This is a genomic window from Fibrobacter sp. UWB15, assembly GCF_900177705.1.
Taxonomy (GTDB): Bacteria; Fibrobacterota; Fibrobacteria; order Fibrobacterales; family Fibrobacteraceae; genus Fibrobacter.
On sequence record NZ_FXBA01000004.1, the window covers coordinates 71,506 to 96,217 of the forward strand.

A 24,712-nucleotide genomic window follows, 5' to 3' on the forward strand; every position below is an offset into this window, starting at 1 on the left:
AAAAATCCCCGGTCATCTCGGCTGGGGATTTTTTCTTAAAGTTCAATTCAGTTGCGACGTAATCAGTCTTTTCGGACCAGTTTATTTACAATCCGGCCATTCACCTTCTGGCGGACCATGTAGCGGCCTTGCGGAAGTCCCTGCGTAGTCACGCCCACATATCGGCCGTTCATGTCAAAGACGCCTACCGTAACAACTTCTGCACGAAGATAATACTTGTCAGCGAGGCGCGTAGTAGTCGAATCCGCTTCAGCCGATTTTTCCACCAGGGTTCCTTCTTTCCCAAGTGTCCCCACCTGGTGCCATATCAGGGAATCAATATCGTCGTACGGGAGCACGCCGCTCTGCGACGTCACATAGCGCCAAGCGCTAGCCGCACTGAGCATCGGGCCGCTCGTCGTAAGTTCGCTCCAAGGTTTCGAAAGTTCCTCGCCCACGCCCTGATAATAATAAATACTAGAAGGCCCGCCGTTCAGTTTTCCGTCGCGGTCCGTATCGATCATGTTCCCGCTGGCGTAGATACTCTGGTTCTTGTCTACCTGGAACCACGGGTTACTCCCCTTCGGGCCATAGACAAAGTAATTATTCACGAACACGTCGTTAATCTTGTCCAGCGGATTTCATTTGCACCAAAACCGAGCGCCTCCGGGAAAGCCAGCGGCTCGGCGCCTGCCCCAATTACACCAAACACTGTTAGGCAGAGCGCCGATACCGTCCCCTTCTTTTTTAAACCAAATCCCATAAAACATCCTTTTTTGCCTAATATATATCAAAAACGGCAAAAATTCCATAAATAACGGAATAAAAGGTTGTCCACGGACTACAGCATGAAAGATGTGGACATATTTGTCCACAGCATAAACAATTTGAACACCATATCTATGCAATTCAAGCATATATTTAAAGTACCCATTATAATTAAGGTTGTTTAACACAATGGGTTTGGGTTTCTGTTTGGCGAAAGGAGTGAAACATGAAAAAGGGCCTCCACACGGCGCTTCTTTTTGGTTTATGTTCCATGGTATTTGCAGAAATACCGCTCAATTTCGACCTCGAAAACCGCGGCAAGGATCTTGGCGCCAAGGCGGGCGAACTCAAAAGCAATAAGAAACTCCCGAACCCATTCGAATTCCACGACGGCTCCAAGGTCACCAAGTATGGCGACTGGAGCAAGCGTCGTAACGAAATCAAGGCCGATATCGAAAAGTACGAAATCGGCGACAAGCCGATTCCTTCCGACGTAAGCGCCACTTACAGCGGCGGCACCCTCACGGTCACCGTCAAGGAAGGCGGCAAGACAATGACGATTACGTCGAAGTTCAGCATTCCGTCTGGCAACGGCCCGCACCCGATTATCATCGGCATGAATAGCGGTACGGGGTCGCTTTCCTCTAGCCTGTTCAGCGGCTTTGTGCAGGTGCCCTTCAATCACGACCAGGTCGCGAAATACTCCATGAACGGCCAGAAGGACACGAACGTGGGCTTCTACAAGTTCTACGGCAACAAGAACCAGAACGGTGACTATTCCGCATGGTCTTGGGGTGTAAGCCGCCTGATTGACGGTCTTGCGCAAATTGCCGACCAGTACCACCTGGACATGAGCAAGATTGCTGTCACAGGTTGTTCCTATGCGGGCAAGATGGCACTCTTCGCAGGCGCCTTCGACGAACGCGTGACGCTCACCATCGCCCAGGAATCGGGTGGCGGCGGCATCAACTCCTGGCGCACTTCCGCAGACTTCGCGAGCCGCGGCACGAACATCGAAAAAATTGACAACACAAACTACAGCTGGTTCATGCAGAGCCTCAAGAGCCAGGACCCGTACAAGCTCCCGCACGACCATCACGAACTCATCGCCATGATCGCCCCGCGCGCAGTGATTGCACTCGGCAACCCACCCTACGAATGGCTTGGCGACGAATCGGGCTACAAGTCCATCATGGCAGCGACCGAGGTGTGGAAGGCCATGGGCATCGAAGACCGTATCGGTTTCGACTTTACCGGCGGCCATGAGCATTGCCAGGCAGCGCCGAACCAGAACAATTCCGTGACAGCGTTCGTGGACAAGTTCATGCGCGGCAAGAACGCCAATACCGATATCCACGTCAAGCCCACGAACGGCAAGGGTTTCAAGATTGATAACTATGCCGACTGGATTGACTGGGAAACGCCTTCGCTCCCGTACGAAGAATCCAAGCCGGACACTTCCAAGCAGGACACGACCGTGCAGGATACTTCCAAACAGGACACTTCGAAGACCTCCCTGAAGATGGCACACCTCGCTCCGTCAATGAACATGTTCGTATCAAACGGCTTCTTGCATGTACAAGGCGCACCCGAGGGCACCAAAGTCCGCTTATTCGACTTGCAGGGTAACCTCGTCCGTGAATTTGGCGAAAAAGGCGGAAATCTTGCAGGCATTCGCGTCGGTAAGTTGACCGCTGTATTTGTCAGCAGTTGTGGCCAAAAGCTCGGCCATAAATCGTTCAGCTACACTGGACTCTAGTAGCCAACCAGAGCTTATTCCAAATTATTATTCCTTATTGATTCGAAAAAACTCCCCGACGAACGCCGGGGAGTTTTCGTTGCAACAAAGAGCCTTAGCGCAGACTCACTTTCAACTGACGATTACCGCTTTTGGCGATATAGACGCCTTGGCGCAAGCCCTGCAACGAAAGCTCGGAAGTTCCTCTGCGGAGCATGTTGCCATTCATATCGAACAGCTTGATGGCTCCACTAGCATAAAGCATCGCTCCTTCGCGGCGGAGATTAACGCGACCAAAAGAACTCGTAACGCCGCCATTCCGCACGGCAATCGTTCCGGTACCGCCTTCCACGAAGTTTTCAACATGAGTAATTCCCGTATTCACATAGTCGCCAAGACCATACGCTTTCCGCATAATGTCTAGCACATCTTTGTCAAAAATGGAGCCATCGGGCTCACTCTGCCTGCGGATAATGGTCATGTTGTTTTCACCTTCGTGACCCGTATCCCAAGCAATCGGCACCACCTGATTCGCCTTGCAGGAACTCATGAACGCCTGGTAATATTCAAGGCGACCTTTGCGGTGCTTGTCGTAGTTGCTGCCCGTAAGCACGCCTACGCGGTCATTTGCGCCAAATTCACCGATAATCACCGGCACACCCTTGTCCACGTAATTTTTCTTCATCTTGCCAAGCGATGCATCCATCTGGCTCTTGGTGCAAGGATCTCCCATGCCGCCACCCCAAGCGTTGTAACCGCAATTATGGACGATATCGTCACCCGTAGCAAGATTGTCGCCCGTACCCCAATAATACTGCGGTTCCACAATGGCGCCCCAGTTGGCAGGTTCATTCATCAGCGTATAGGTGTACGGATCGTAGTAGTGAACCTCAAACATCAAACGGTTCCCGATCACGTCTTTCGGGAGCTTATCCACCGTATAGACTTCAACCGAGCGGTCAATACTTGTAGAAGGCCCTTGAATCACAAGCGTACGGCTTGCGTTGTTACCACCCGTGGCACGCACGGCGTCCACGAAAGTCTGGTGGTATGTTGCCAAGATTTCGGTTTCATGCTTGTAATTATCGTCAGTCGTAGCAGGCTCGTTTGCGCTCGCGAAAAGCAGGCGTTCGTTGTAGTTCTTGAAGCGTGTGGCAATCTGGGTCCAGTACGCCTTCTGCTTGGCGTTCACTTCGTCCTTCTTGTCGTCACTCAAGTTCCCTTCGAGCCAGCCGCCATCCCAATGAATGTTGAGAACCGTCACTAACCCTGCGCGCATGCACATGTCCACCACCGTCTGCACGGAATCCATCCAACTTTCGTTAATGACTCCGTCTTTGGCGTGGCTATCCCAGGCGCAAGGAATGCGAATCGTGCTGAATCCGGCCGCCTTTACCGAATCGATGTAGGCCTCTGTCGGGAACTTGTTGCCCCACCCGGTCGGATTGCCCGGCACTTCCATCGTGTTACCGATGTTGATGCCGAAGCCCATTTTATTGAAGATTTCGGTCGCAGTCGGAAGCGTAGCGCCCCACGACATCGAAACCAAAGACACGGAAACGGCCATTGCCGCAGTCCTGAGGATGCGTCTTTTCATAACAACCCTTTAGCGCCTCTAACTCCAGAGGCACTTATTTAAACAACCTTGCCCTAAATATAATATCAAAAGGGGACGCTCACGGCATCCCCAAAATATTCTTTTTTGACAAAAAATCCACATCGGCAAGCGCGTTGCCGAATGGGGTTTAAGGGCAAGACAACTTGCGTTGCGAAGTAAAGTTCCCCGCCGTCAGGCGCACCACGAATGCGCCGTGGCTCATGCCCGCAAGATCAAGCGCCAGCGCACTGCCGGAGAACTTCTCCGAATAGAGCAGGTGGCCTTGCATATCGAACAGGCGCACATCCTTAAGGCCTGGCACATCGGCAAGCACATGGAGCATTCGGCCTTCCAGCGAGTACCGCACCTGCGGCACTGCAGCGCCGACATCGACGACACTCATAAACGCCGACGAGCTGGATCTCATTTCGCTAGACGAAGACACAATCTTCATGCTGGAGCTAGAAGCGACACTGCTTGACGATTTCTGCTCACTGCTAGAGCTGCGTACGCTGCTAGAACTTTTGGCCAAACTACTGGAACTTGCCACACTGCTAGAGCTTGCAACAGACGAGCTTGATTCTTCGGGGCAAGCCGAAAGCGACATTCCCTGCGAAGTCGTAAAGCACGCTCTTTCGTCGCCATCAAGCACAATATTGTAAACACCAGGCACAGAGGCCCTGCCACTCTTGTTCACAAAGCTAAAGTCCGCATAATAACCCTTGGCCGCCTGCACCGCCTTGATCGCCACGCGTTGGTGATTAATATCGCCATTTGCATTATTATTTGTCACACAAATCGTTTTATCGTAATCGATATACCACACATATACACCATTACCACGTTGATTCCAACTGATCACATTCTTTATATACGAATCATAAGATTCTGCCGGGCGATACTCAACAATGTAGTATTCATCATTTTGATTCGGATTCGAGACTGAATACGCCTGCATATTACTCAATTTTTTGAGGGAATAAACCTTGTCCGCTTCCAGTTCGGTCAACTTCATCCAGCCCATAATTTCTTTTTCGTAAGCGGAATACCCCATAGGAGCATTACCTTCGTTAAAAGAAGAACCATTGTACATGCCTAGCGACATAATGTCATAAACACCCGGACCATCGACCTGATTGTCATTCGCATCTCTGCCGTAATGGTCATTCAAGCCCATCACATGACTAAATTCGTGGGCAAAAATTCCCAATTTATTGATTTTACCATTTCGAGACCCATCGGCATATTGAGCTATAAACAAGTACTTGTCAAAGGTGTAGCCGCCCGCCTTGTACGCCGATGGGAACCAGCCCGTCGAAGACCCGTTGCTCTGCATCCAGAACTGGTGTCCCCAAAAAATTTCACTCTGCTTGAGCGCGTCTTCCTCCATACCGGGGAACAGGAATATAAATCCATCGACATTAGAATTTCTCATGCAGTACTTTTTCGCATTCGCCAAGAAATCAGCGCGCTTTGCAAGAACATCCAATCCATCTGCAATAAACTTACCCTCGCGGAAATTGTCACCGCTACCATAACTTTCAAGTGTCGAATTGAGTTCTATCGGGTACACGTCAAAATGCGGATCAAAAAGGCTATCTGACACATACAAGAAGTAATCGCGCAAGCTACCCACATTCCTGTTCTTATTGTATCCGGGTTTGTTCAAGAAATCATAGAATTCCGCAGAATCCCCATGAGCCTTGCCATTTGTTCCGACCAAAAGTACCGGGAACCAGCGTTCCCCTACAGTCCATCTTTCAGAAGTGGGGCGACGAAGCATCATAGCAGACACACCATCCTGATTATACGACATCAGGGGTACATGGCTAAAATTTTCGTTTTCGATTAGTCCTTCTTCCTCGGGAAATCGGTCACCATTCAGTTCTTGGTGTTTTTGATGAACCGCCTCCTGATTTAAACCGTTCAAAAAGGATTTTTCTTCAGCGGTGCGATCCACCGCATTTTTAGCTATAAAATCGCTTGCAGAACCATCTTGGTCCACATACACATAGCTACCATCTCCGTTGCCCATCACTAAAATTCCGTCGGACGTTTCAGTATAGTGGTAATGTTCATCACCGAAATGACGAATCGAAACGGAGCTACCGTCTTTGTTGGAAACAGTCTGGAAACCCGGAGCAGCCGGACGCGCACTCACTTGCGAAACCAGAGTGCATACCGCCGCCATCATGTATACAAATAACACCTTTTTCATTTCCCAAAATCCTCATCTATAAAATAACCCCTTTTTTCCGAAATATTCCAACTTGTTGTAGTAAAAATGTGTTAGCATCGTGTAATAAAAGCTTAAAAAAAGCTCATTTTGACGAATTCGGTGTAAAAATTCCCATTTCTTAGCCGTTTCCCGCCATTTTGTGACCTGCGTAACATGTTCTCAAAAATTTCAAAAAAAAATATACAATATTCGCGTAAAAAATCTATATTAAAACCGTGAATCGTTTTTTAGACATATACCAGTTTACTCACTTCCGCAAGTTCTTGGAAGAATACCAGGTTGCCCGCGCCAAAGAGGAGCCCAGTTTTACCCGTACTGAAATTTGCAACCTGCTCGGCCTCGAAAAGAGCCGCAGTTACTTTGCAGATGTTGTCAGGGGCAAAAAGGTTAGCCCCCGCATGGTGCAAAAATTTATTGAAATCCTGGAACTCGACAAAAAAGAAGCCAAATACTTCGAAACCCTGGTCGAACTGGACCAGGCCAAAAACGAATCTATTCGTAACGCCGCGATGCAGGAGCTCTTGAAGCAGCACCCGAACCCGCAGCACATTTTAAACGAAGACGCCTACGACTACTACAGCCACTGGTACAACAGCGCCCTTTTCGCAATCCTCGACGCCATGGACGTGGACGACGACATGACTCCGGTGCAAAAGCGTATATTCCCCAAGGTTCCGCTCGGAAAGCTCAAGGACTCGCTTGCACTCCTGGAGCGTCTCGGACTTGCACGCAAGAACGAAAACGGCTTCTGGAAGCCCACCAAAGAAAGTATCAGCAGCGGCCCCTACAACAACGCCGAACTCATCAAGCAATACCAACTGCAATGCTTCGAACTTTCGAAACAGGCCCTGATGACGCCGCCCAAGCAGCCGACCGTCATGAGCACGCTCACCTTCAGCATTTCAAGTGACGCCTACAAGAAACTCGAGGCGGAGCTACAGGAATTCAAGGCGAAGGCAAGGCGCATTATTGGCGAAGACAAGGAACAAGCCGACGGCGTGTACCAAATGAATATTCACCTGTTCTCAAATTTGGAGTAAACCATGACAAGACGAGAAATGACAAAATTTGCAACGCTCGCCTTCTCCATGGCGACACTTTTCAGCGCATGCGCAATGCCCGAAGACAACGGGACCTCTACCGCAGGCGTGCTCACCGAAACCGAATCCGGACACACCGTGGCTTTCGCCATTGAAGAAGATCTTGACCATGTCATGGTCCCCATGTCCGCCAAAAAATCGGGAACAGTCCAGTTTGCCCTGACAAAGATTGTAGACGGGAAAACCAAGTTAATGGATTCCGCCACTGTCGAATACGGGGATTACGCCGTATTCGAAGACATAACGGGCGCATACAGCGTTGTAGCAACCGTAACCGGAATGGACGGCGAAAAAGACACGCTCTACGGCGTCGACATTTTGAAAAGGAACGATATCGACACCGTCGTGGTCGGAGTTCGAAAGCCAGCCACATTACAGATTTCAACCGATTACAAGATTTGGGAAAATTCCGATTCTGTCAGTGTATTCGCCAAAGGCGACACGCTCTGCATTACAGGCACACTCGCTTGCAAGCAAATCACCAAAGAAGACATTAAACAAGGCTATATCACCCTCGGAAACATTCCGCTTTTCAACAATGGCGATGTTGCAAAGCAAATTGAGATTTCTAACGACGAAGATTTCCGCGCTGTCGGAGTCACGCTGAACCTGAACGCCGGCGACACTCTGTTCGTTGACAACGTCTTGAGCATCAAACATCTCTACGACATCGAGCTTACCTTGCCGAAGTCAGACCTGTTCGATTCCCTGGGTGAATACTCGCTAGATTCGCTTATAGTGCCGATCCATTTCTGGTACGACAGCAAATCTTACATAAGAAGCGCCAGTTACTACACAGATAAATTTATTGATGCTCAGAATAACATTCTTCTTGGACCAAGATACAGCAGAGTGTTCGCAGAAGACTCCTTTTACGCCTGGTATGTGATTCCCAAGATGGATTCCACAACCACTTTGACCGCATTCGAAGGAGATATCAACTGGGACAACGTTCCTAGTTCGTATGACCGCATTCGCGAGTTCGTTTCTGAGCCCGTAACCGATTCTCTCCTTACGACCCGCAAGGTATTTACCGACAGCAGTTTCGCACTTTCGTTCTGGTTCGAACTGGATAGTCTTGAAAAAGACGGTCGTCTGTTCTACTCGGGCACCGACAGCCTGGGCTTTGAAATCCGCCGCTGTGAAAAGGATTCCACCGCACTCTGCGCAAGAATCTACAATGGCATCGATACGGTATCGACCGACTCTATCGAATACGGCAAGGCAAGCGTCATTGACGGCAAACGCCACCACTATTCATTCGTCATTCACAAAAAGCACCTGACGATTGCCATAGACGGCGAAACCGTTCGCGACACCGACCTCAAGCTTTCAACGGAATTCTTCAAACTCGAAGAAATCTACACCGGTAGCGCACCAGCGCAAGACGTAATGCTCTACTCCTTCGGCGATTTCATCAAGTACAAGAGCGACAAGAACTGGACCCGCCTCAAGGCCTGGCTCTACGCCTTCTACGAAATGCAGAAATAAATTACTCGCCCACGACGAGTTTCAAATAAAGTTCCTTCAATGCGTCGCCCCACAAATACATAAACGGGGCGGTCACAGCAAGGAACGGGCCAAAGGGAATCTGTCCGGCACCTTCGTCTTCCGCGTCATCTGCGGAAGCTTTTTTATTTTGTGAAGCCTTTTTAGCAGCCCTGCGTTCGGAAATCTTTGCGTACGGCACCATAATGAGAATGCCAAGAATCGAAGCGACCACCAAGACTTCGACCGCGCGGGTCACACCCATAATCGCGCCAAAGCCGGCCAGCAACTTGACATCGCCGAAGCCCATGGCGGCCTTGTTCAGCACCTTGGTCGCCACCCAGCCGAGCAGGTAAAGTCCACCGCCCGCCGCGACGGCGCCCACGATACTTTCAACCGGAGTCAATCCACCCGGAATAAACGAAATCACGAGACCCGCCACAATGCCGCCCACCGAAATGGAATCAGGAATTAATTTGTACTTAAAGTCAACCGCACTCACCGGATAAATGCCCAGCAGCAACCAGAAGAGCGCCAAGGCATCGGCCCAGACTTCAAGGTTCTGTACCGGGGCAGTAAAATTCGTGGTAAAGCCGGTAGCCGCATAAAGGGCGAGCGCCCCCAAAAGGCCACACAGGGATTCCCCGATGGGGTAAATGATACTGATAGGCTGCTTACAGCAAGCGCTTTTTCCTCTTAGAATAATCCAACCAATAATAGGCAAGTTGTAATACAGCGGAATATGCTTTTTGCACAAAGGACAGTGCGACGGCGGATTAATCAAGGAAATTCCGCGGGGCATGCGATACACAATCACGTTGTAAAAACTACCGACACAGGCTCCCAGCACAAAAAATACGGCTAGACTGTACCAAAGAGGGATTTCTTCCATAAAACAAGCTCCATCGGTGTAAATAATCACACACGCTTTTCAAATAAAAAAGATAGATTTAAAGTGTAAAAATTGTTTAGTATTTCATTGAGGATGTGCTATGCGTGTACCCCATTTTTTAACGTTTACCCTCGGCCTTAGCGTCATGCTAGCCTTTTTCGGCTGTTCCAGGGAATCTTCCGTCAAGGAAAACGTGAACCTGAAGAACAACCACTCCCGCGTATTCGCCTTCGACAAGCCCATTCCAGAGACTTTTATCGACTCCTTGGCAAACGCCCCGGTAAACGAAGCGGATTCCATCCCGGACACGCTGACCGTAACCGTGAACGACACCGTGTACCTGATTGGCGTACTCCCCTACTTCGAAGACAAAATTTCAAGATACCAGTGGACACTTACCAAAAAAGACGGCAAGGACACCAACATTATCGGCAGCAATGCAAAGCTGCAAACTTGGGCATACGCCAAGGCTGGACTTTACGAGCCTAAGTTCGTAGTCATCGACTACAACAACGCAACCGACACCGCAGGTACAGCCACCCGCAAAGCCTGGGTCAAGGTCATCGACACCAAGCCCGAGCTAGTTGTTCCCAAGGACACCCTTTGGACCAAGCATGACGGCGACATCACATTCCCCATTCTCGCAAGCGATTCCTTTGGAACCATTACAAGCGTCAAAGTCGATCTAGACGGCAGCGGTAAAGATTCTGCCAAGACATGGAAATACGAAACACGCGAAGACAGCGATTCACTCTATATCACCATCAAGAATAAAGACGCGAAAATCGATTCTCTCGGGAACCAGAAGATTTACGTAATCATCACCGATGACGACGACAACACCACTAAAGACAGCGTGTACTTGCATTTCAACCGCATTCCGCGACTCAAAATCATTTACCCGCAAGACGGCGCACGCCACAACATTCATGACCGCTTCTACTTCTACTACGAAGGCGAAGACGAAGACAACCCGCAAGACCTCAAGTACTTCATTTACGCACAGGAGGGCAAGAACGGACAGCCCCCGCAAAAAGCGTTTACCGACGACGACTTGATCGCAAAGGCTTTTACCTCGAACATTTTTGAACCCCGCGACAAGAACGACAGCAACATCATCACCTTAGTTAACTCAGGCAAGCAACTGACCGGCCGTATTTACTGGGACATGTACGCCACCGACGGCTACGACATCGTAAGGCTCACCCGTATTTCGACAGGCGAAAACACCAGTCGTCCATGGATGTTCTACATCGGGGACCTGAGTTCCACTCAGGGAATATTCACCGGTACAGCCAAGTACCAGAGTCGCGACAACCACTCGGGAATCCGTATCGAATTCAGCAACGGCAACAAAACCTTTGAAGCAACCACCAACGAAAAGGGAAACTACACCGTTAAAGTTGATGCGGGCAGGTACACAGCCACCGCCTCTAGCAACCTCAAGGAATACAACCACGTCAAGCTCGATTCGCTGGTTGTAGAAGAAGGCGGCACAAACCGCATGAACGAGATTGTACTGAAGGACACTGTAGCACCTTACCTGATTGTAAAGAACATCGACACGCTTACGACACGCCAATTCACCCAGAGCATTTACGCTCGCGACCTGGGTTCTAGGCTCGACACGGTGACAGCGACCATTGACGGAAAAGCACAACAACTCAGTTGCAACAAGACCGACAGCAACTCCATATTCAACTGCCCGCTGAACCTGAACGATTTGCTTGACGGCGACCACAAGTTCGTTTACAGCGCAAAAGACATCGCAGGCAACACCACGAAACTGGAACAAACCGTCACCATTAAGGCAACGAAGATTGCTCTGACCGTTAACGACGAAAAGAACGCCCGAATTGGTGTAAGCGAATCGCTCGTATTTACGGCGACTATCACCGAAGCTATTCCTGCGCCCAAGAAGGTCGAATGGTCCTGGAACATTGACAATACCAAGAAAACAGTCGATGTCGATGAAAACGGCAAAGCAACTATCACATACACTTACGATCAACTCAAAGATATCGCAACGGCAGGTAGCGAATACGTAATGACCGTATCTTACACCGAAAACGGCGCAAACGTGAGCACTCAGGTCAAATTCGGTATTCTAGGCGATGATCCCTCCATCATCTTTACGGAACCTGCATTCGATGACACCGTAAGCCTTAACGACGCAATCGCATTCAAAATTAAGACCTACCCGGGCAAGGCCAGCACAAGCATGGTTGTCAAGTGGAACTGCTCCAATAGCAATAAACTGGCTGCCGGTTACGCCTGTCCTGCAGACGACACCAAGGAAGCAAACTTGGCTTACAATGCTGTAGGCACCTACATGATTACCGCAATCGTTACAGATCAAGACGGCAAAGAGGGGTCGGCCACCACCAAGATAATTGTAATCAGCGACCCGCCGACAATTAATGCAACCACAGACAGCAAGACGAACGAATACAAGATCAACAGCATCGTCAACGTGAAGGCGTCTGCAAGCGACAAGTTCGGCACCATCAACAAGATTGAATGGGGCTGCAGCAACGGAATGGTCAGCTTCGATTACAAGAAGGATATTGACCCGCCCACAGCATCGGTCAGCGACATCAGCCTGCAGCTGACACTTCCGAGCGTCGAAGTCAATAACCACCGCTGCATCTTTAGGGCAACCGACGATGACGGAGAACAAGGTTTCGACACACTCACGTTCAAGACTCTGCTCGACTTGCCCACAGTACGCCTTGCTACTAAAAAAGACACCGTAAAGATTAACAGCGTTCAAAAAATCAAGGCAATCGCAAATGACAAGCTGGGCTACATTGCTGAATACGCTTACGCCTGTAGCGACAACAAGTCCGAGCTTGCTAACCCCGATTGGAGTCTGATGAATGGTTCCGAAACGGAATTGCGCATGCCCTCGACCGCAACCAAGGCTTACTACTGCGTCGTTCAAGTCAAGGATGATGACGGCAATACAGCAAGGGACACCGCCGAATACACGATTCTTTTAGGGCTTCCCACCGTAACAGCATACGCCAATTACACCAAGGTCACCATCAAGGACGTGATTGAACTGAACGCTCACGCCCAAGACTCCCTGGGTTCGCTGGTCAAGTACGAATGGGGCTGTGGCGGCGCAGAGGCTGCAAACATCGCCTTCAGCTATTCTTCTGCAACGACACCGCGCACAACCATGACTATGCCAGCAACCGCCCAAAACGGCTACCGCTGCATTGCCCGCGTCACCGATGACGACGGCAACACCGCCAAGGACACCGTCATCATCGACATTGTCCAGGCACCGCCAAAGGTAACTGTCGCAAGCAAGAATCTGACCGTTCGCGCCAACTTCAACATTACGCTGAACGCAACCGCGACTGACGACAACAAGTTGCCTTCTGACCCAGGCGAAATCGTGAAACGTGAATGGAGTTGCGGATCCTTCGAAGGGGTCGAAAACAACTGGAAAACCGTCAGCTCTTTCGACACCGTTTGGAAAGCTCCGGCAGAACAGCAGCTTATCTGTATCGCCCAGGCAACTGACAATGACGGCAACACCGCAAGAGACACCATCAATATCGGCTACACCACTGAAATTCCGATGCTTTGGGTCAAGGCCGATTCTATCTACGTGAACCCAGGTGACGAATTCCTTTTGGATGCAACGGTCAATTCCGCCTGGCAGGGTATTGACTGGTTCTCTTGGGAATGCGTTGACGCCTCTACTGGAAAAACCATGGAAAAGAGCGTACCCCAATACGACTACGAAGCTAACGGCAAGTCCTTCGCTATCGGAAAAGACTCCAGCTATTCCGAAAAGGGCAAGGATATGTACTGCATTATTTCTGCCCGCGAAACAAGCGGCAAGGACATTTTGAAAGACACCACCAAAGTAAAGATTCTCCAGCAACATCCGAAGGGAGTCATCACAGCCGCTGACACCGTTTACCTATGGAGCGGCGACGAATCGGTCGATGACGAAGCCCTGTACTTCTACACCGAAGAATGGGGCGGATTCAATTCCGTACTCGGTGAACTGGGCAAGAAAGATGCTCAAGACTTCTGGTGGCGATTCAGCAACGTTGACGGCAACTTCTACCAAGGCAACAAGGACGGTTCTCTCGATACAAATATTGCCGAATTCAACGCAGCCTTCCTCCGCAGCACGCACGAAGGCTCCATGACGATTTACCTTGATTACCGCGACAGTTCTACGACGACGCCTTCTACCGGGTTCTACAACCGTCACCGCGCTCCGGAAGTCAGCCGCAAGGTCTACTTCAGCAAGGCCTGGAGGAACCAAGGTAAAGACACCGTTATCGAGAAAACTTCTTCTACCGTGGCTCCGTCGCTTACAGTCGTAAACGATGTTCCCATGATTGCCTACGCTAACAACGACACCAAGGTGACTATCGCAAAACTCAGCAACAACACCTGGACAAGCGTCGGCACGATCAATACGGACAGTAAGATCAAGAAGGTTGGAACCGTCGCCCATGGCAACGATCTCTATATCGGCGTCCTCGAAAGCAGCGGATCCCTGACCATTTACAGGTCCGCTAGCGGAACATCCGCTCCTGCCACGGTGGGTTCCGCTATCGCCAACGTGCTAGATGTCAAACTTGTGAGCAAGGCATCCGAGACAGCCCCCCACGCCGTGCTTATCAGTAAAGACCAAAAAATCTCCATGTACGACTACAATGGCACTGCCTGGGCAAAGAACGGCAACTTCAAAACGATTGACGGCGACTATAAATACAATAACCTGGACGCCGCCTTCAGCAGTGACGGAAAGCTTATCGTTATCGGCGTCACCACGACTTACGTTGTGTACTACGGTTACTACGCCGCAAACGACTACAGGCCTCTCGCCCGCGACGGATTCCGCGCCACCGATGTCGGACTTGCAAAAATCGCTATTAACGGAAGCAAAATCCACATGGTGTTCAACAGCCGCGATGTGAACAATTACGGTCCGCGTATTACGACAGGCACTCTTGAAACAAGCCGTATCAACTGGCCCAAGACCGGAGACAAGCTCACAAGCTACCCCATTGTGGAAGGTATTTTCGCCAACAACATTAACCTCGCGATCAATAACGGAGTCCTTTACGCAGCGCTCGACGACCGCGCCATCATTTCGCAGGTCAACGTTTACCGCTACGAAAACAACAAGTGGCATCTGCACGGTGAAAACCAGCTGCCTTACTTCAACACCGTCTTCTACGAAGACAACGGATACTACCTGCGCGGTCTGACTCCGGAACTTGCCTTTGACAAGAACGGAAAACTTTACCTATCGATGCTTGCCCACGAAAACGCGGGCGGCGCAAATAACAACAACGGTCCGCTCGTCATGAAGTATGTGGCCGACAACTGGGAGATTAAATAATGAATATTGAAATTGCTTCTATCTGTGACGCCGCTACCGCAAACGGAGCCGGCGGACGCTTGAATATTCTTGGAGCTTTTGACCGTATATTTGCAAAATTTCCGCTGGTGATTCCGCAGTGTTCTACGGCGTTCCGCATTCGCTACGCCCGCAGCGAAGCCGGACTGCACGATCTGACACTCGTGTTCGAAGACGTTTGCGGCAAGCCGATCGTGCCGCCCATGCAATCCAAAATTCCGCTGGAACCGGTGGCACAGGGCTTTGACACTGCCGCAGTGAACATGGTCCTTAACCTGCAGCGCTTCCAAATCGCGCGCCCCGACAAGTACATGATCCGTCTGCTCGTCGATGGCGAAGAACTCGTGAGCTTGCCGCTTTACGCACTCGAAGCCCCGCAGCAGGGCGGCCAGGCTCCGGACGCCCCAATCGCCCAAGGCGAACAGGACCTGCCGAACTAGAACGCAGAGACGGCCACGCAGAGTGCGGCGGAAATCGGGCAGTCGACGACGGCCGCATCCAAGTCCGCAAAATGAACCTCGATCTGTTTTGAATCCGGTGCATCGACAAGCACCGGATTTTTTTGCATATTGCGACGGAGAGTTCCTTCAAAGAATTCTCCACCCACGCACTTATAAAAGGCCTCTTTGCGGCACCATAGCTTAAAGAATTCCTGCATCGCGCACGCTTCATCGAGGCACGCAAGCATTGCCGATTCCTCTTTGCTAAAGAACCTTTCGGCAAGGTGTAAACGCTTCGGCGAATACCGCTCCAAATCGACTCCGATTCGCAGACTCCCCCGCGAGCCGCGTTCACCAAAGGCGCACACACAAAACCCACCGGAATGAGTCCAGTTCACGTCAAAGTCAAGTTTCGGGAACTCGGGGCGTGTATTTTCCTTGGATTCCACCAAGTCCGCCGCCGTTACAGATTCGCCGCAGAACTCCGACAAAATCCCGAAAATCACCGGGCGGTGTTCTGGCTTTTGGGCAAAGCCAGCCAAGTGAACCACCCCCAATGGAGTTTCCACATCGAGCCTATGGATTTTATTTTCGTTCATGGTCTGCCTAGCACAAAGATAATTTCTAGTTTAGGAGTATGAATTTGACTTTCTGCAAAAAAATCGCCCTCGGCGCAGTCGCCCTAATGCTCGGAGCCTGCGGCGACATCAACAGCAGCTGGGAAGTCAAAGGTGGCGGTTATATCAAGTACAAGTTGGGCGACGAAGATTCTCACACCATAGAGCTAGCCCGTGAAGACGTCCATGTTCCCAATATAAACCGTCACTATATCCAAATCCAAACCCGTTTAGACGAAAGCAAACGCGGCGACCAGATTTCGCTTATGATCAACAATCCTAAAATAGGTACAAAGCTCACTCCCGTGAGCAGGGCAAGCCTGAACGGGCGTTTCCAGCCCGTCTCGTGGATGCGAGAACAATTCTCGCCCGAAGCCCCCCTTGTTCCAGACAGCAGCACCATCAAATTCGACGAAAGAAGCGATTCGCTCTGGTCCGCCGATTTGGACCTGTATTTTAAGGATTGCCGTAGCGGATCCTGCAGCGATAGCCTTCCCCCGCTCCATTTGACCGGTCGACTACGCTATTGGGTCGCCGAAGACGATAGATAATTTACCCCTTGACAAAAGAAAAAGCCTTTTCTATATTTGGTCTCACCTCGGTCGATTAGCTCAGTTGGTTAGAGCGCTACCTTGACATGGTAGAGGTCACAGATTCGAGTTCTGTATCGACCACTCGAAAAAGCTCCGCAAAAGCGGAGCTTTTTTGTGTTCCTACGAAAGCAAGGACCTAAAGCAAAAGCCGTCCCCCCAAAGGGACGGCTTTCACGTTTTAAGGAGCAATCTCTAGATTATCCGAAGAAGTGAACCTTCGCAAGGACAATCATCATCACCCAAGAAAGCACCAAGCCACCGAGGCCCATGACGACACCGGTAATGGCCATGCCGCGCGTATCGGTGTAACCCGTTGCGTGGGCAAGTGCGTTGGGAGGAGTAGAAATCGGGAGGCTCATGCCCAGAGAGCTTGCAAACGCAACGGACACGAGGAGAGCGGTCACGCCACCGAGGCCAGTCAGGTTGCCCTGGCAAGCGATACCCACGGCGCAAAGAATCGGCACTAGCAAGGTAGCGGTAGAAGTGTGGCTCATGAAGTTAGCCATGAACAAGCAGATGATACCGCAACCCACCATAAGAGCAATCGGAGACCAGCTTGCAAACGGAATCGTCTTGATCAAGTGAGCGGCAAGGCCAGTAGCGTTGAGGCCAACACCCAGAGCAAAACCGCCAGCCACGAGCCAGAGCACGTCCCAGCTCATTGCGTTCAGGTCTTTCTTAGTGATCACGCCAGTGAGAGCAAACACAGCCATCGGGATCATAGCAATTGCGTTATCGTTAATGCCGTGGACACCCTTACCGGTCACCCACAGGAGCACACACACGACAAAGGTAATGTACACGATAATGGCCTTGGGGCTGGTATCGAACTTGCCGGCACCTTCAATGTTCAGGACCATTTCCTTCATCTTGATCGGGTAGATCTTGAGGAGGAGGATCCAGGCAAGCACCATCAAAACAATCACGTACGGAATACCGAAGGCCATCCACTGACCGAAACTCACCGGGTTAGCAACGAGGTCGCCACGGGCAATAGCGTCGTTCAAGGCACCAAGGGCGATAGCGTTCGGGGGAGTACCGATCGGGGTGCCCATACCACCGATGTTGGCACCCAGCGGAATAGCGAGGGCAAAGGCTGCTTTACCGCGGTCATCTTCGTCGAAGAGTTTGAGCACCGGGGCGAGAATGGCAAGCATCATGGCGGCGGTTGCGGTGTTGCTCATGAACATGGAGAACACGGCCGTAATAAGCATGAGACCGAGAAGCACGAACTTCGGGTTCTTGCCGAAGGGCTTCAGGAGCACGCGGGCGAGGTTCAAGTCCATCTTGTACTTGGTAGCGGCTGCAGCGAGGAAGAAGCCGCCCAAGAAGAGCATGATAATCGGGTTTGCAAACGTTGCCATAATGGACTTATGGCTGATCATGGTCACGCCGTCCACGCGGAAAGGCGTCAGGGACGAATCGGACATCGTCACGATCATGAGCACAATGACGAGCATCGAGGTCGACCAGATCGGGAACGGTTGCAGAATCCAGAACAGAGCCGCCATCACGAAAACGCCAATAACGCGAATTTCGAGCGGATTCAGGATTCCCATGGGGCTTGCGGCATCGAATCCGAGGGATTCGTAGGGCAAGAAGAGGGCGACGATGGCGAGCACCGACGCGATGATGAACTTGATGAATTTAGCCTTTGTCATAGTGCGGCCAAATTTAGAAAAATGCCGCACTTATGGCAAGATTAGCGGTAAATTGCCACCTTGCGGACAGCATGGTGGCGGCCGAGGGTCACGCGGAGCAGGTACAGGCCCGGTTTCGGGGCTGTAAGTGCGAGCGTGTTGTGGCCTGCGGTCGATTTGGCGCTATAGGTGGCGGCAACCCGGCCCTTAAAGTCCACCAGCTGCACACGGTAGCCGGCACCAGCCAAGTCGCTGGACACGTCGAACCCGACCTGGAGGGCGCCCGGGACACGGGCAAAACGCAGATTTTCGAGCTTCGAGGCGACGGTCGTGACTGCAGACGAGGTTACCTGGACGGTCGCCATCGAGCCTGCGGCCTTAAGCAACACCTTCAAGGAGTCCCCGGCACCCATTTCGGTCGTCTTGCCGTCAATAGTCACATAGACCTTCAGACCCATCTCGTTCAGGGCCTTTACGCCCTCAAACTTGAGGTAGCCCACGCGGTCAGTCGTCGCACTCAAGGCCAAATTCCATTCATGTCGGTCGTCTTCGGCCCCCTTGATAGACTTGAGCAAAGCCTTCTTGCCCTCGACCACCGACAGATTCACAAAGTCACCCATGCCTGCAGGCGGTTCCAGCCTTTCATTGGCCTCGCCCACGCCAAGCACGTTCCAGGAATCACGGTGCCCCTTAGCATCGCTAAGAACTGCCTGCAAGGTCCAGCTTTCGCGAGTAGCCTTCGCCAAGGCGGCCTTCTGCAAAGCGCCAGTATTCACAGGATTATCGAACGAAGGTTCCGCCGCAAAGCCAATCGGGGTCTTGGTATCGGAAAGCAGCCACACGGCCTCGTAAGGTTCCAATTCAGTCACTGGAGCAAATCCAGACTCGGCAGTCCACTTGCACATTTCAAAAGTGCTCAAAACATTCTCAGGCAGCACCACTCTCCAGCCGTAGGGGTTTGCCACCATGTTCCAGCCAGCGTTCACTTCCCAAACGATTTGAGGAGCACCCTGTACATTGCTGCCTGTTGCCACATCACGACGCAACGGGAGCGCCCTACCTTCCAAGGAATTGTACCAAATGCCCTGCTGCGCCTTCACAGCGCCGCCATTATACCTCTGGTACTTCCAGACAACGCCATATTCGGCAGATTCGTCCCAGTAATAGAACGCCGGATCGGCATCCCACATGATTGCGCTTTGGTCTACATCCGAAAGCGAAACCATTTGCCAGGTATCCGGGGCAACGGTTATTTCGGGACTCACCGTAAACACTTCCGTTACATACGACACAGAGTCAACACTGCCGCTCTTCATTTTCACGTTGACACGATAGACACCCGGCAACAGCGGGAACACATCCCAGTTGAGAGAGCCATTGCCAGCAACACTATCCACCAACGGTTTAACCTCTACACCCAAAGCATCTAGAAGCGTCGCACGCAATTCTGCAACGGCACCTTGTTCCACATGCCATTCAATAGGCAGACGCATTGCATTTCCATTTCTAGTCCCAGACAACACCACCTGACGAGGAGTTAACGAAACAACACCATTAGGACTGACCACCGGCTCCCTGTATTCCGAGAAGTAAGCCTTCATCGGCAAATAGCCCTGAATTGAATCAGCCAATTCATCTCCCTCGACAAGCTTAATGCGTCCGTCAATCACAACGGAATCAAGCTTATACCCCTTCTGAGGCACCCCACGGACCACCCACTTGGACCGTGCATAATCCTGCGGCAAAAGGATTGTAGAATCGCCCGCAAAAGAATGCTTTATTTCGGAGCCATCAACCGTGTTCACTTCAATAATTTCCACAGTCCCGTGTTCCGTTTCCAGTTTAAAACGACGGTAATCTGCACTTGCCACGCAAGCATCTGCATCGCCCCACACCGCATACACAGCCTTTTCACTCGTCACCTTGGCAGTCAAGTCATCGCTTGCGATCGAATCACGGTCATAATCGACACCATCAGGCGATACAGACCACCCGAGCACGCACTCAGCCGGAGTATACACCCACTTAGGCAAATACGTGGTGCCGCGTTCTACCACATGAAGCGTCTTCTTATCAGACTCATAGCCATAAATAACATCGTCGCGGTTCACTTTAACATCGACATCGATATAACCTGCAAACATAGCGTAAAGCGTGTACGATTCACCCACCCTAGGTTCAAGTTTGAACGACGTGTCACCGGGTGTAAGCGAAATCGGCATGTCGTTTCCATTAGGAGCCTTCAGCGTGAGCTGTGCAAGATCGTAATCCTTATTGGTTTGAGTAGATGTCACATGCAGAGTCATCGGTTCGGCAGAGGTCGGAACTTCAAGTCTTCCATCGACAAAGTCGTGTTTTAAAATCACCTTTTCTTTTCCTGGGTTACGGTAAGACTGGCTCAACGTAACCGTACCAAAATTACCTTCGGCACCCGTTTTGTCAACCACTTTCAAAAGCACTTCGGCTTTTTCAACCGTACAGCCAGCATCCCAGGCTCCATACAGGTCGAACGTGCCTGCATCTTTCGGGTTTGCGACTTCAAGTAGCGTGCCATCCATTTTTAGCGACGGCGTCAACACTGGATTTTCAGCATTTTCAATCCAGCCGGTAAAGCAGGCATCCGTTGCAAGCAGACCTTCGGGGAGTTTTGCCGTTTCGTCATTTTCGCGGGAATAAGAATCCTTAATCACAAATTCATCCGTCAGGAATACGTTCTTGCCACCCACGTCCACATCGAAATTGACTGTATAAGAGACCACCTGCAAGTCAGGCACAACACCAATGAGCACCGAAGCTTTCGGGGCATATGTCGGAATAGCAACAGCCATGGCATAAATCATCGAATCCAAGCTCAACGAATCGTTGGGATCAATAACCGTTGACCACATAGACAACCTAGGCTTATTTTGGATTAAGCCATTCAACGCAGCATTCAAAACATTTTCAATTTTATTTTCACTAGCAAAGTATTTTTCAGAAAGATCTGTATACTTATTTGCCTCGGCGCACTTTGCAGTCAGACTTCCTTCGTTATAGCATTGAGTAATCGCGTCAATAGGTTTTCCTTCCAAATCAACCCAAAAATCAACCTTCCATGCATTTACATTAAAGCCCCGTTCCGCCAGGCTGAACTGATACCTCGAAACCATATCAACACCAGACTGCGTCACAATTCCATCACCGAGCACACGGGAATCCACTTCTTTAAGAGCGCCCGTTCCATTATAAGCATACGTAGTCATATTGATTTTGGCTTTGGTTTTAAACAAACCAACATCTATATGCGGCAGGGTACCATTACCTTGACTTAATTCTATCGGCAAATATAGCAGCACAATTTTATTTTGATGAATGTCATCGTAACGTTTTCTAACCACCTTAAGAACTTCTTCGAAAGTCCCCATTTTCTTCGAAGTAGTTTCTACATAAAAGTTACCACCATTCTCATCACATTCACTTAAACTCATGCCAGCTTTACAAGGATTATAAGCAACATTACAATCCAATTGATATTCGGGTGCATTTCCGTTAGCATCATCAGTATTTAGCATCATCACCGGAACAGCGCCCTTTCCAGAAATCAAGCGAATCTTATCCACCTTCGGCATAACAAATGTCATATTATCAGCATATTTATCCACCGACACATAGTTGTTAGCCCCTACCAAATCCTTCATGATATATTCCACTTCGATTTCGCGGTCCGTCAAGCCATTAACTGTTTTATCTTTAGTGAACTTTTGATTATAGTCAAACCTACCGGAAACGTCAGTAGAGAGTTTATCAATCAACATAAAGCCGGCTTTCAATCCATCAAAAGTAGATTTCAAGTCCGATTTTAACATTAAATCGTTTTCTGTGTAGACATACAAAGAACAAATCCCCGTTCTCGCTTCGCATTGTTCTGCGGGCAAATAATCCCTTAATGCGGCCGTATCGGCAGGGGTCAATTGAATGTAATCTTCATCCAAAAGGCTTATCGCAAGCCTATAAGCAGTTCTCTTTTCTGAAATAACAGGCAAAAATGACGGTTTGTTGTCCCAAGTGACAGTGGAACCACTAGGTTGCGTTGCGTTCATTACATAGGTAAATAAGCGGGATTTCATGACATCCGCATCGATAACGCCGTTATACCAAGAATCACCCGTATTCTTGTTCACAATAATTTCACCAGAGCCATTCTTTTTCAGCGAGCCATCGGCGGCCAACGCCGAATCGCCTTTCAATGCATTTCGGTAATTGTAACGCACATCTACCGACGACGAATACGTTTTATTCCAAGTCGAAGCATTATGGGCTTGGCCGGCGATTTTCAACGTGTCAACCGCACGAGAAACGCCCATATCACTTGTGCCATAATGAATATTGTTACCTAATTTGAATTTTGAGTCAGGATCCTCACCCGTAAGCCGCCCTGCAACATACCCCTGGGTAATCCTTAAACTCATAGTATTCCCGATCACTTTTTTTACAAGTAAATTACCCACAGAGGTATTGTTGTATATATATGCACCACTAGACCACCCTAAACCTATTTCGGCGCCCACGGCCCCTGAACCAGACAACTTGTCGTTTTTGATGTTGATAGTTCCTTCGGCATGGTTTCGCAGGATTTCGATTTTCCCTCCCAGACTCACCGCATTACCCACCAAATAGCTCGCATTGACCGTCATTATTTCACTTGCAGTAGTCGTAATCAAATTCGATTTTTTAGCTTTAACGTTTGATTTTAAAATACGAAGAGAGCCGCTACCGATGATATCATCTTTTTCAAGATTCACTCTTCCCAAAATTCCGCCTGCATAGACATTTCTCGAAGATGTCAACATTTCAGCCGTTACCGTATTGTTTTCTGCCAAAACATCAACAAGGGAAACGCCGTCTTCTTTACCTGTAATAAATCCTGCAAGTCCTCCCATATAGGACACTCCTGCAAGATCCTTATCCCCACGCCAATCCGCCGAGACATCGACTGTATCATTCGACAAAACAACTTTTCCCCTTAGCCAAATCCATTCGCCAACAAGTCCACCAAAATAACGATTCCTGTTACCGCCAGTATTTCCCAAATATACAGGCGAGTTCAACGTCACCTTCGCGTTCGTTACATTAAAATTAGACGAACCTAAAAGATTATCATTATCAATAGAAACCCTTCCAAACAAACCGCCTACCCAAAGGCCGCTCAAATCAGCAGATACTTCTATACTATCCAAAGTAAAATCAGTATCCTCTGCCGAAGGAGAAAAAATACCTGCAATGCCACCGACATAACGATTCCCAACATATTCTTTATTCGTAACATCCTTAAAGACTTTTGAAATAGAATCAGGAGCACTCAAATTCAGCACTTTGAGGCTATCATCCATTTTAAAATGACCTCTGAGATTAGCGACAACGCCGCCACTCGCCGATTGCGAATCATAACGATATTCTGCATCCGAATATTCGGCAATAACATCCCGAGTCATGGATAAATTCACATCCTGAATGGTAACATGAGAAAGCGAAACCGCAGGCGTATTCAAGTTAGTAGACCCTGCTTTAGCAGTTATCGCCAAGGTCGAAGTTTGCCAACCATATACTGCAGCACCTTTTACCGCCACATTCTCAAAGGCAACGTGTTCCGCAGTATCGGTTACAACCGATGCATCACAGAAAGACCCGCAACGATTCCCTGCGGATACCGTTTTCGCCTTGACATAAGCATTAAGGAATGTGATATCCTTGACCGTCGAATTGCTCAGACTCGAAAAGAACGAAGCATTTTCATCTTTGGCAATGTAGCAGAAATTCTTGATTGTTTTATTTTGACCATCAATCGTCGGCTGAATCATGACCGATTCAAAATTCATGGGAGCAAAAGTATTATCCCTACAAGTGACAACACCATTTGTTTTTTGGTACCCACCGAGGTCGATATCGGACTCAAAAATTATTTCAAACCCATTATATTCAGTTTTTGCAGACGGATCGCCCAAGTCCATTTCGATTCTATTCTGGAAAACCTGTAAAAATTCTCCCCATTTCGTATACTGAGGCTGCAATGTCGATTTTGTGGATTCGAGCTGTCTAATATTGCAGGCATAGACACCATCATCTGTCCTCTTTCCGCAACTAAAATAAAGCGGACGCGTTAAATCTGCAAAAGACTCCCCTACCAAAAGCAGGGTGCAAATCAAAAAAAGCTTCGCTATTTTTCCCATCATAGCCTCCAACA

General features: G+C 49.7%; 14 protein-coding genes and 1 tRNA gene. 7 read left to right on the top strand and 8 right to left on the bottom strand.

The features are described 5' to 3' along the window. Nucleotides 1–62: 62 nt before the first annotated feature. A complete protein-coding gene (locus tag B9Y58_RS14890; RefSeq protein ID WP_233247962.1) occupies nt 63–590 on the bottom strand; it encodes a hypothetical protein in 528 nt (175 codons plus the stop codon). Continuing rightward, entirely contained in the window at nt 587–742 is a 156-nt protein-coding gene (locus tag B9Y58_RS14590) for a hypothetical protein (protein WP_158278364.1), read from the bottom strand. Before B9Y58_RS14590 ends, B9Y58_RS14890 begins: the two co-directional genes overlap by 4 nt. A 231-nt stretch (nt 743–973) precedes the next feature. On the opposite strand from B9Y58_RS14590, the gene B9Y58_RS07825 reads away from it, so the two are divergent. Continuing rightward, nucleotides 974–2,506 (top strand): glucuronyl esterase domain-containing protein, encoded by a 1,533-nt coding sequence (locus B9Y58_RS07825; protein WP_143154712.1) that lies wholly within the window; start codon nt 974–976, stop codon nt 2,504–2,506. A 94-nt stretch (nt 2,507–2,600) separates the two neighbouring features. Here the strand turns inward: B9Y58_RS07825 and B9Y58_RS07830 are convergent, their stop codons facing one another. Next, on the bottom strand, nt 2,601–4,082 hold the full coding sequence (locus tag B9Y58_RS07830) for a glycoside hydrolase family 5 protein (protein ID WP_073057551.1): 1,482 nt from the start codon (nt 4,080–4,082) through the stop codon (nt 2,601–2,603). 148 nt (nt 4,083–4,230) lie between these two features. Next, entirely contained in the window at nt 4,231–6,300 is a 2,070-nt protein-coding gene (locus tag B9Y58_RS07835) for an immune inhibitor A domain-containing protein (RefSeq protein ID WP_073057548.1), read from the bottom strand. 236 nt (nt 6,301–6,536) lie between these two features. Between B9Y58_RS07835 and B9Y58_RS07840 the strand changes: the two genes are divergently transcribed. Both B9Y58_RS07840 and B9Y58_RS07845 read left to right on the top strand, forming a co-directional pair. Continuing rightward, nucleotides 6,537–7,361, top strand: a complete 825-nt coding sequence (locus tag B9Y58_RS07840) for a TIGR02147 family protein (RefSeq protein ID WP_073057546.1) — start codon at nt 6,537–6,539, stop codon at nt 7,359–7,361. Nucleotides 7,362–7,364: 3 nt separating this feature from the next. Next, on the top strand, nt 7,365–8,912 hold the full coding sequence (locus B9Y58_RS07845) for a LamG-like jellyroll fold domain-containing protein (RefSeq protein WP_109639801.1): 1,548 nt from the start codon (nt 7,365–7,367) through the stop codon (nt 8,910–8,912). Between the two features lies 1 nt (nt 8,913). Here B9Y58_RS07845 and B9Y58_RS07850 read toward each other — a convergent pair whose 3' ends face one another. After that, nucleotides 8,914–9,801 carry a prepilin peptidase gene (locus B9Y58_RS07850; protein WP_073057543.1) on the bottom strand — a complete coding sequence of 296 codons (888 nt, stop codon included), beginning with the start codon at nt 9,799–9,801 and terminating at the stop codon, nt 8,914–8,916. A gap of 100 nt (nt 9,802–9,901) precedes the next feature. Here B9Y58_RS07850 and B9Y58_RS07855 point away from each other — a divergent pair, with 100 nt between their 5' ends. Continuing rightward, complete coding sequence (locus B9Y58_RS07855; protein ID WP_143154711.1) at nt 9,902–15,184, top strand: hypothetical protein; 5,283 nt, start codon at nt 9,902–9,904, stop codon at nt 15,182–15,184. Further along, entirely contained in the window at nt 15,184–15,642 is a 459-nt protein-coding gene (locus B9Y58_RS07860; RefSeq protein ID WP_073057540.1) for a DUF6941 family protein, read from the top strand. Before B9Y58_RS07855 ends, B9Y58_RS07860 begins: the two co-directional genes overlap by 1 nt. On the opposite strand, the gene B9Y58_RS07865 is transcribed toward B9Y58_RS07860, so the two are convergent. Further along, nucleotides 15,639–16,241, bottom strand: a complete 603-nt coding sequence (locus B9Y58_RS07865) for a 4'-phosphopantetheinyl transferase family protein (protein ID WP_073057538.1) — start codon at nt 16,239–16,241, stop codon at nt 15,639–15,641. The genes B9Y58_RS07860 and B9Y58_RS07865 overlap by 4 nt on opposite strands. A 38-nt stretch (nt 16,242–16,279) precedes the next feature. On the opposite strand from B9Y58_RS07865, the gene B9Y58_RS07870 reads away from it, so the two are divergent. Then, nucleotides 16,280–16,810, top strand: coding sequence for a hypothetical protein (locus B9Y58_RS07870; protein ID WP_073057536.1), 531 nt, complete (start codon nt 16,280–16,282; stop codon nt 16,808–16,810). 49 nt (nt 16,811–16,859) lie between these two features. Continuing rightward, nucleotides 16,860–16,933: transfer RNA gene (locus B9Y58_RS07875), tRNA-Val, on the top strand. A 116-nt stretch (nt 16,934–17,049) separates the two neighbouring features. On the opposite strand, the gene B9Y58_RS07880 is transcribed toward B9Y58_RS07875, so the two are convergent. Next, nucleotides 17,050–18,513, bottom strand: a complete 1,464-nt coding sequence (locus B9Y58_RS07880; RefSeq protein ID WP_073057535.1) for an SLC13 family permease — start codon at nt 18,511–18,513, stop codon at nt 17,050–17,052. A gap of 41 nt (nt 18,514–18,554) precedes the next feature. After that, on the bottom strand, nt 18,555–24,347 hold the full coding sequence (locus B9Y58_RS07885; RefSeq protein ID WP_143154710.1) for an autotransporter outer membrane beta-barrel domain-containing protein: 5,793 nt from the start codon (nt 24,345–24,347) through the stop codon (nt 18,555–18,557). Nucleotides 24,348–24,712: the final 365 nt, after the last annotated feature.

Excerpts from the sequence above, each read along its gene's own strand:
- B9Y58_RS07835 (WP_073057548.1), bottom strand. The coding sequence starts at position 6,300 with ATGAAAAAGGTGTTATTTGTATACATGATGGCGGCGGTATGCACTCTG.
- B9Y58_RS07850 (WP_073057543.1), bottom strand. The coding sequence starts at position 9,801 with ATGGAAGAAATCCCTCTTTGGTACAGTCTAGCCGTATTTTTTGTGCTG.
- B9Y58_RS07870 (WP_073057536.1), top strand. The coding sequence starts at position 16,280 with ATGAATTTGACTTTCTGCAAAAAAATCGCCCTCGGCGCAGTCGCCCTA.
- B9Y58_RS14590 (WP_158278364.1), bottom strand. The coding sequence starts at position 742 with ATGGGATTTGGTTTAAAAAAGAAGGGGACGGTATCGGCGCTCTGCCTA.
- B9Y58_RS07865 (WP_073057538.1), bottom strand. The coding sequence starts at position 16,241 with ATGAACGAAAATAAAATCCATAGGCTCGATGTGGAAACTCCATTGGGG.
- B9Y58_RS07830 (WP_073057551.1), bottom strand. The coding sequence starts at position 4,082 with ATGAAAAGACGCATCCTCAGGACTGCGGCAATGGCCGTTTCCGTGTCT.
- B9Y58_RS07825 (WP_143154712.1), top strand. The coding sequence starts at position 974 with ATGAAAAAGGGCCTCCACACGGCGCTTCTTTTTGGTTTATGTTCCATG.
- B9Y58_RS07885 (WP_143154710.1), bottom strand. The coding sequence starts at position 24,347 with ATGAATTTTGAATCGGTCATGATTCAGCCGACGATTGATGGTCAAAAT.
- B9Y58_RS07855 (WP_143154711.1), top strand. The coding sequence starts at position 9,902 with ATGCGTGTACCCCATTTTTTAACGTTTACCCTCGGCCTTAGCGTCATG.
- B9Y58_RS07880 (WP_073057535.1), bottom strand. The coding sequence starts at position 18,513 with ATGACAAAGGCTAAATTCATCAAGTTCATCATCGCGTCGGTGCTCGCC.
- B9Y58_RS07860 (WP_073057540.1), top strand. The coding sequence starts at position 15,184 with ATGAATATTGAAATTGCTTCTATCTGTGACGCCGCTACCGCAAACGGA.
- B9Y58_RS07845 (WP_109639801.1), top strand. The coding sequence starts at position 7,365 with ATGACAAGACGAGAAATGACAAAATTTGCAACGCTCGCCTTCTCCATG.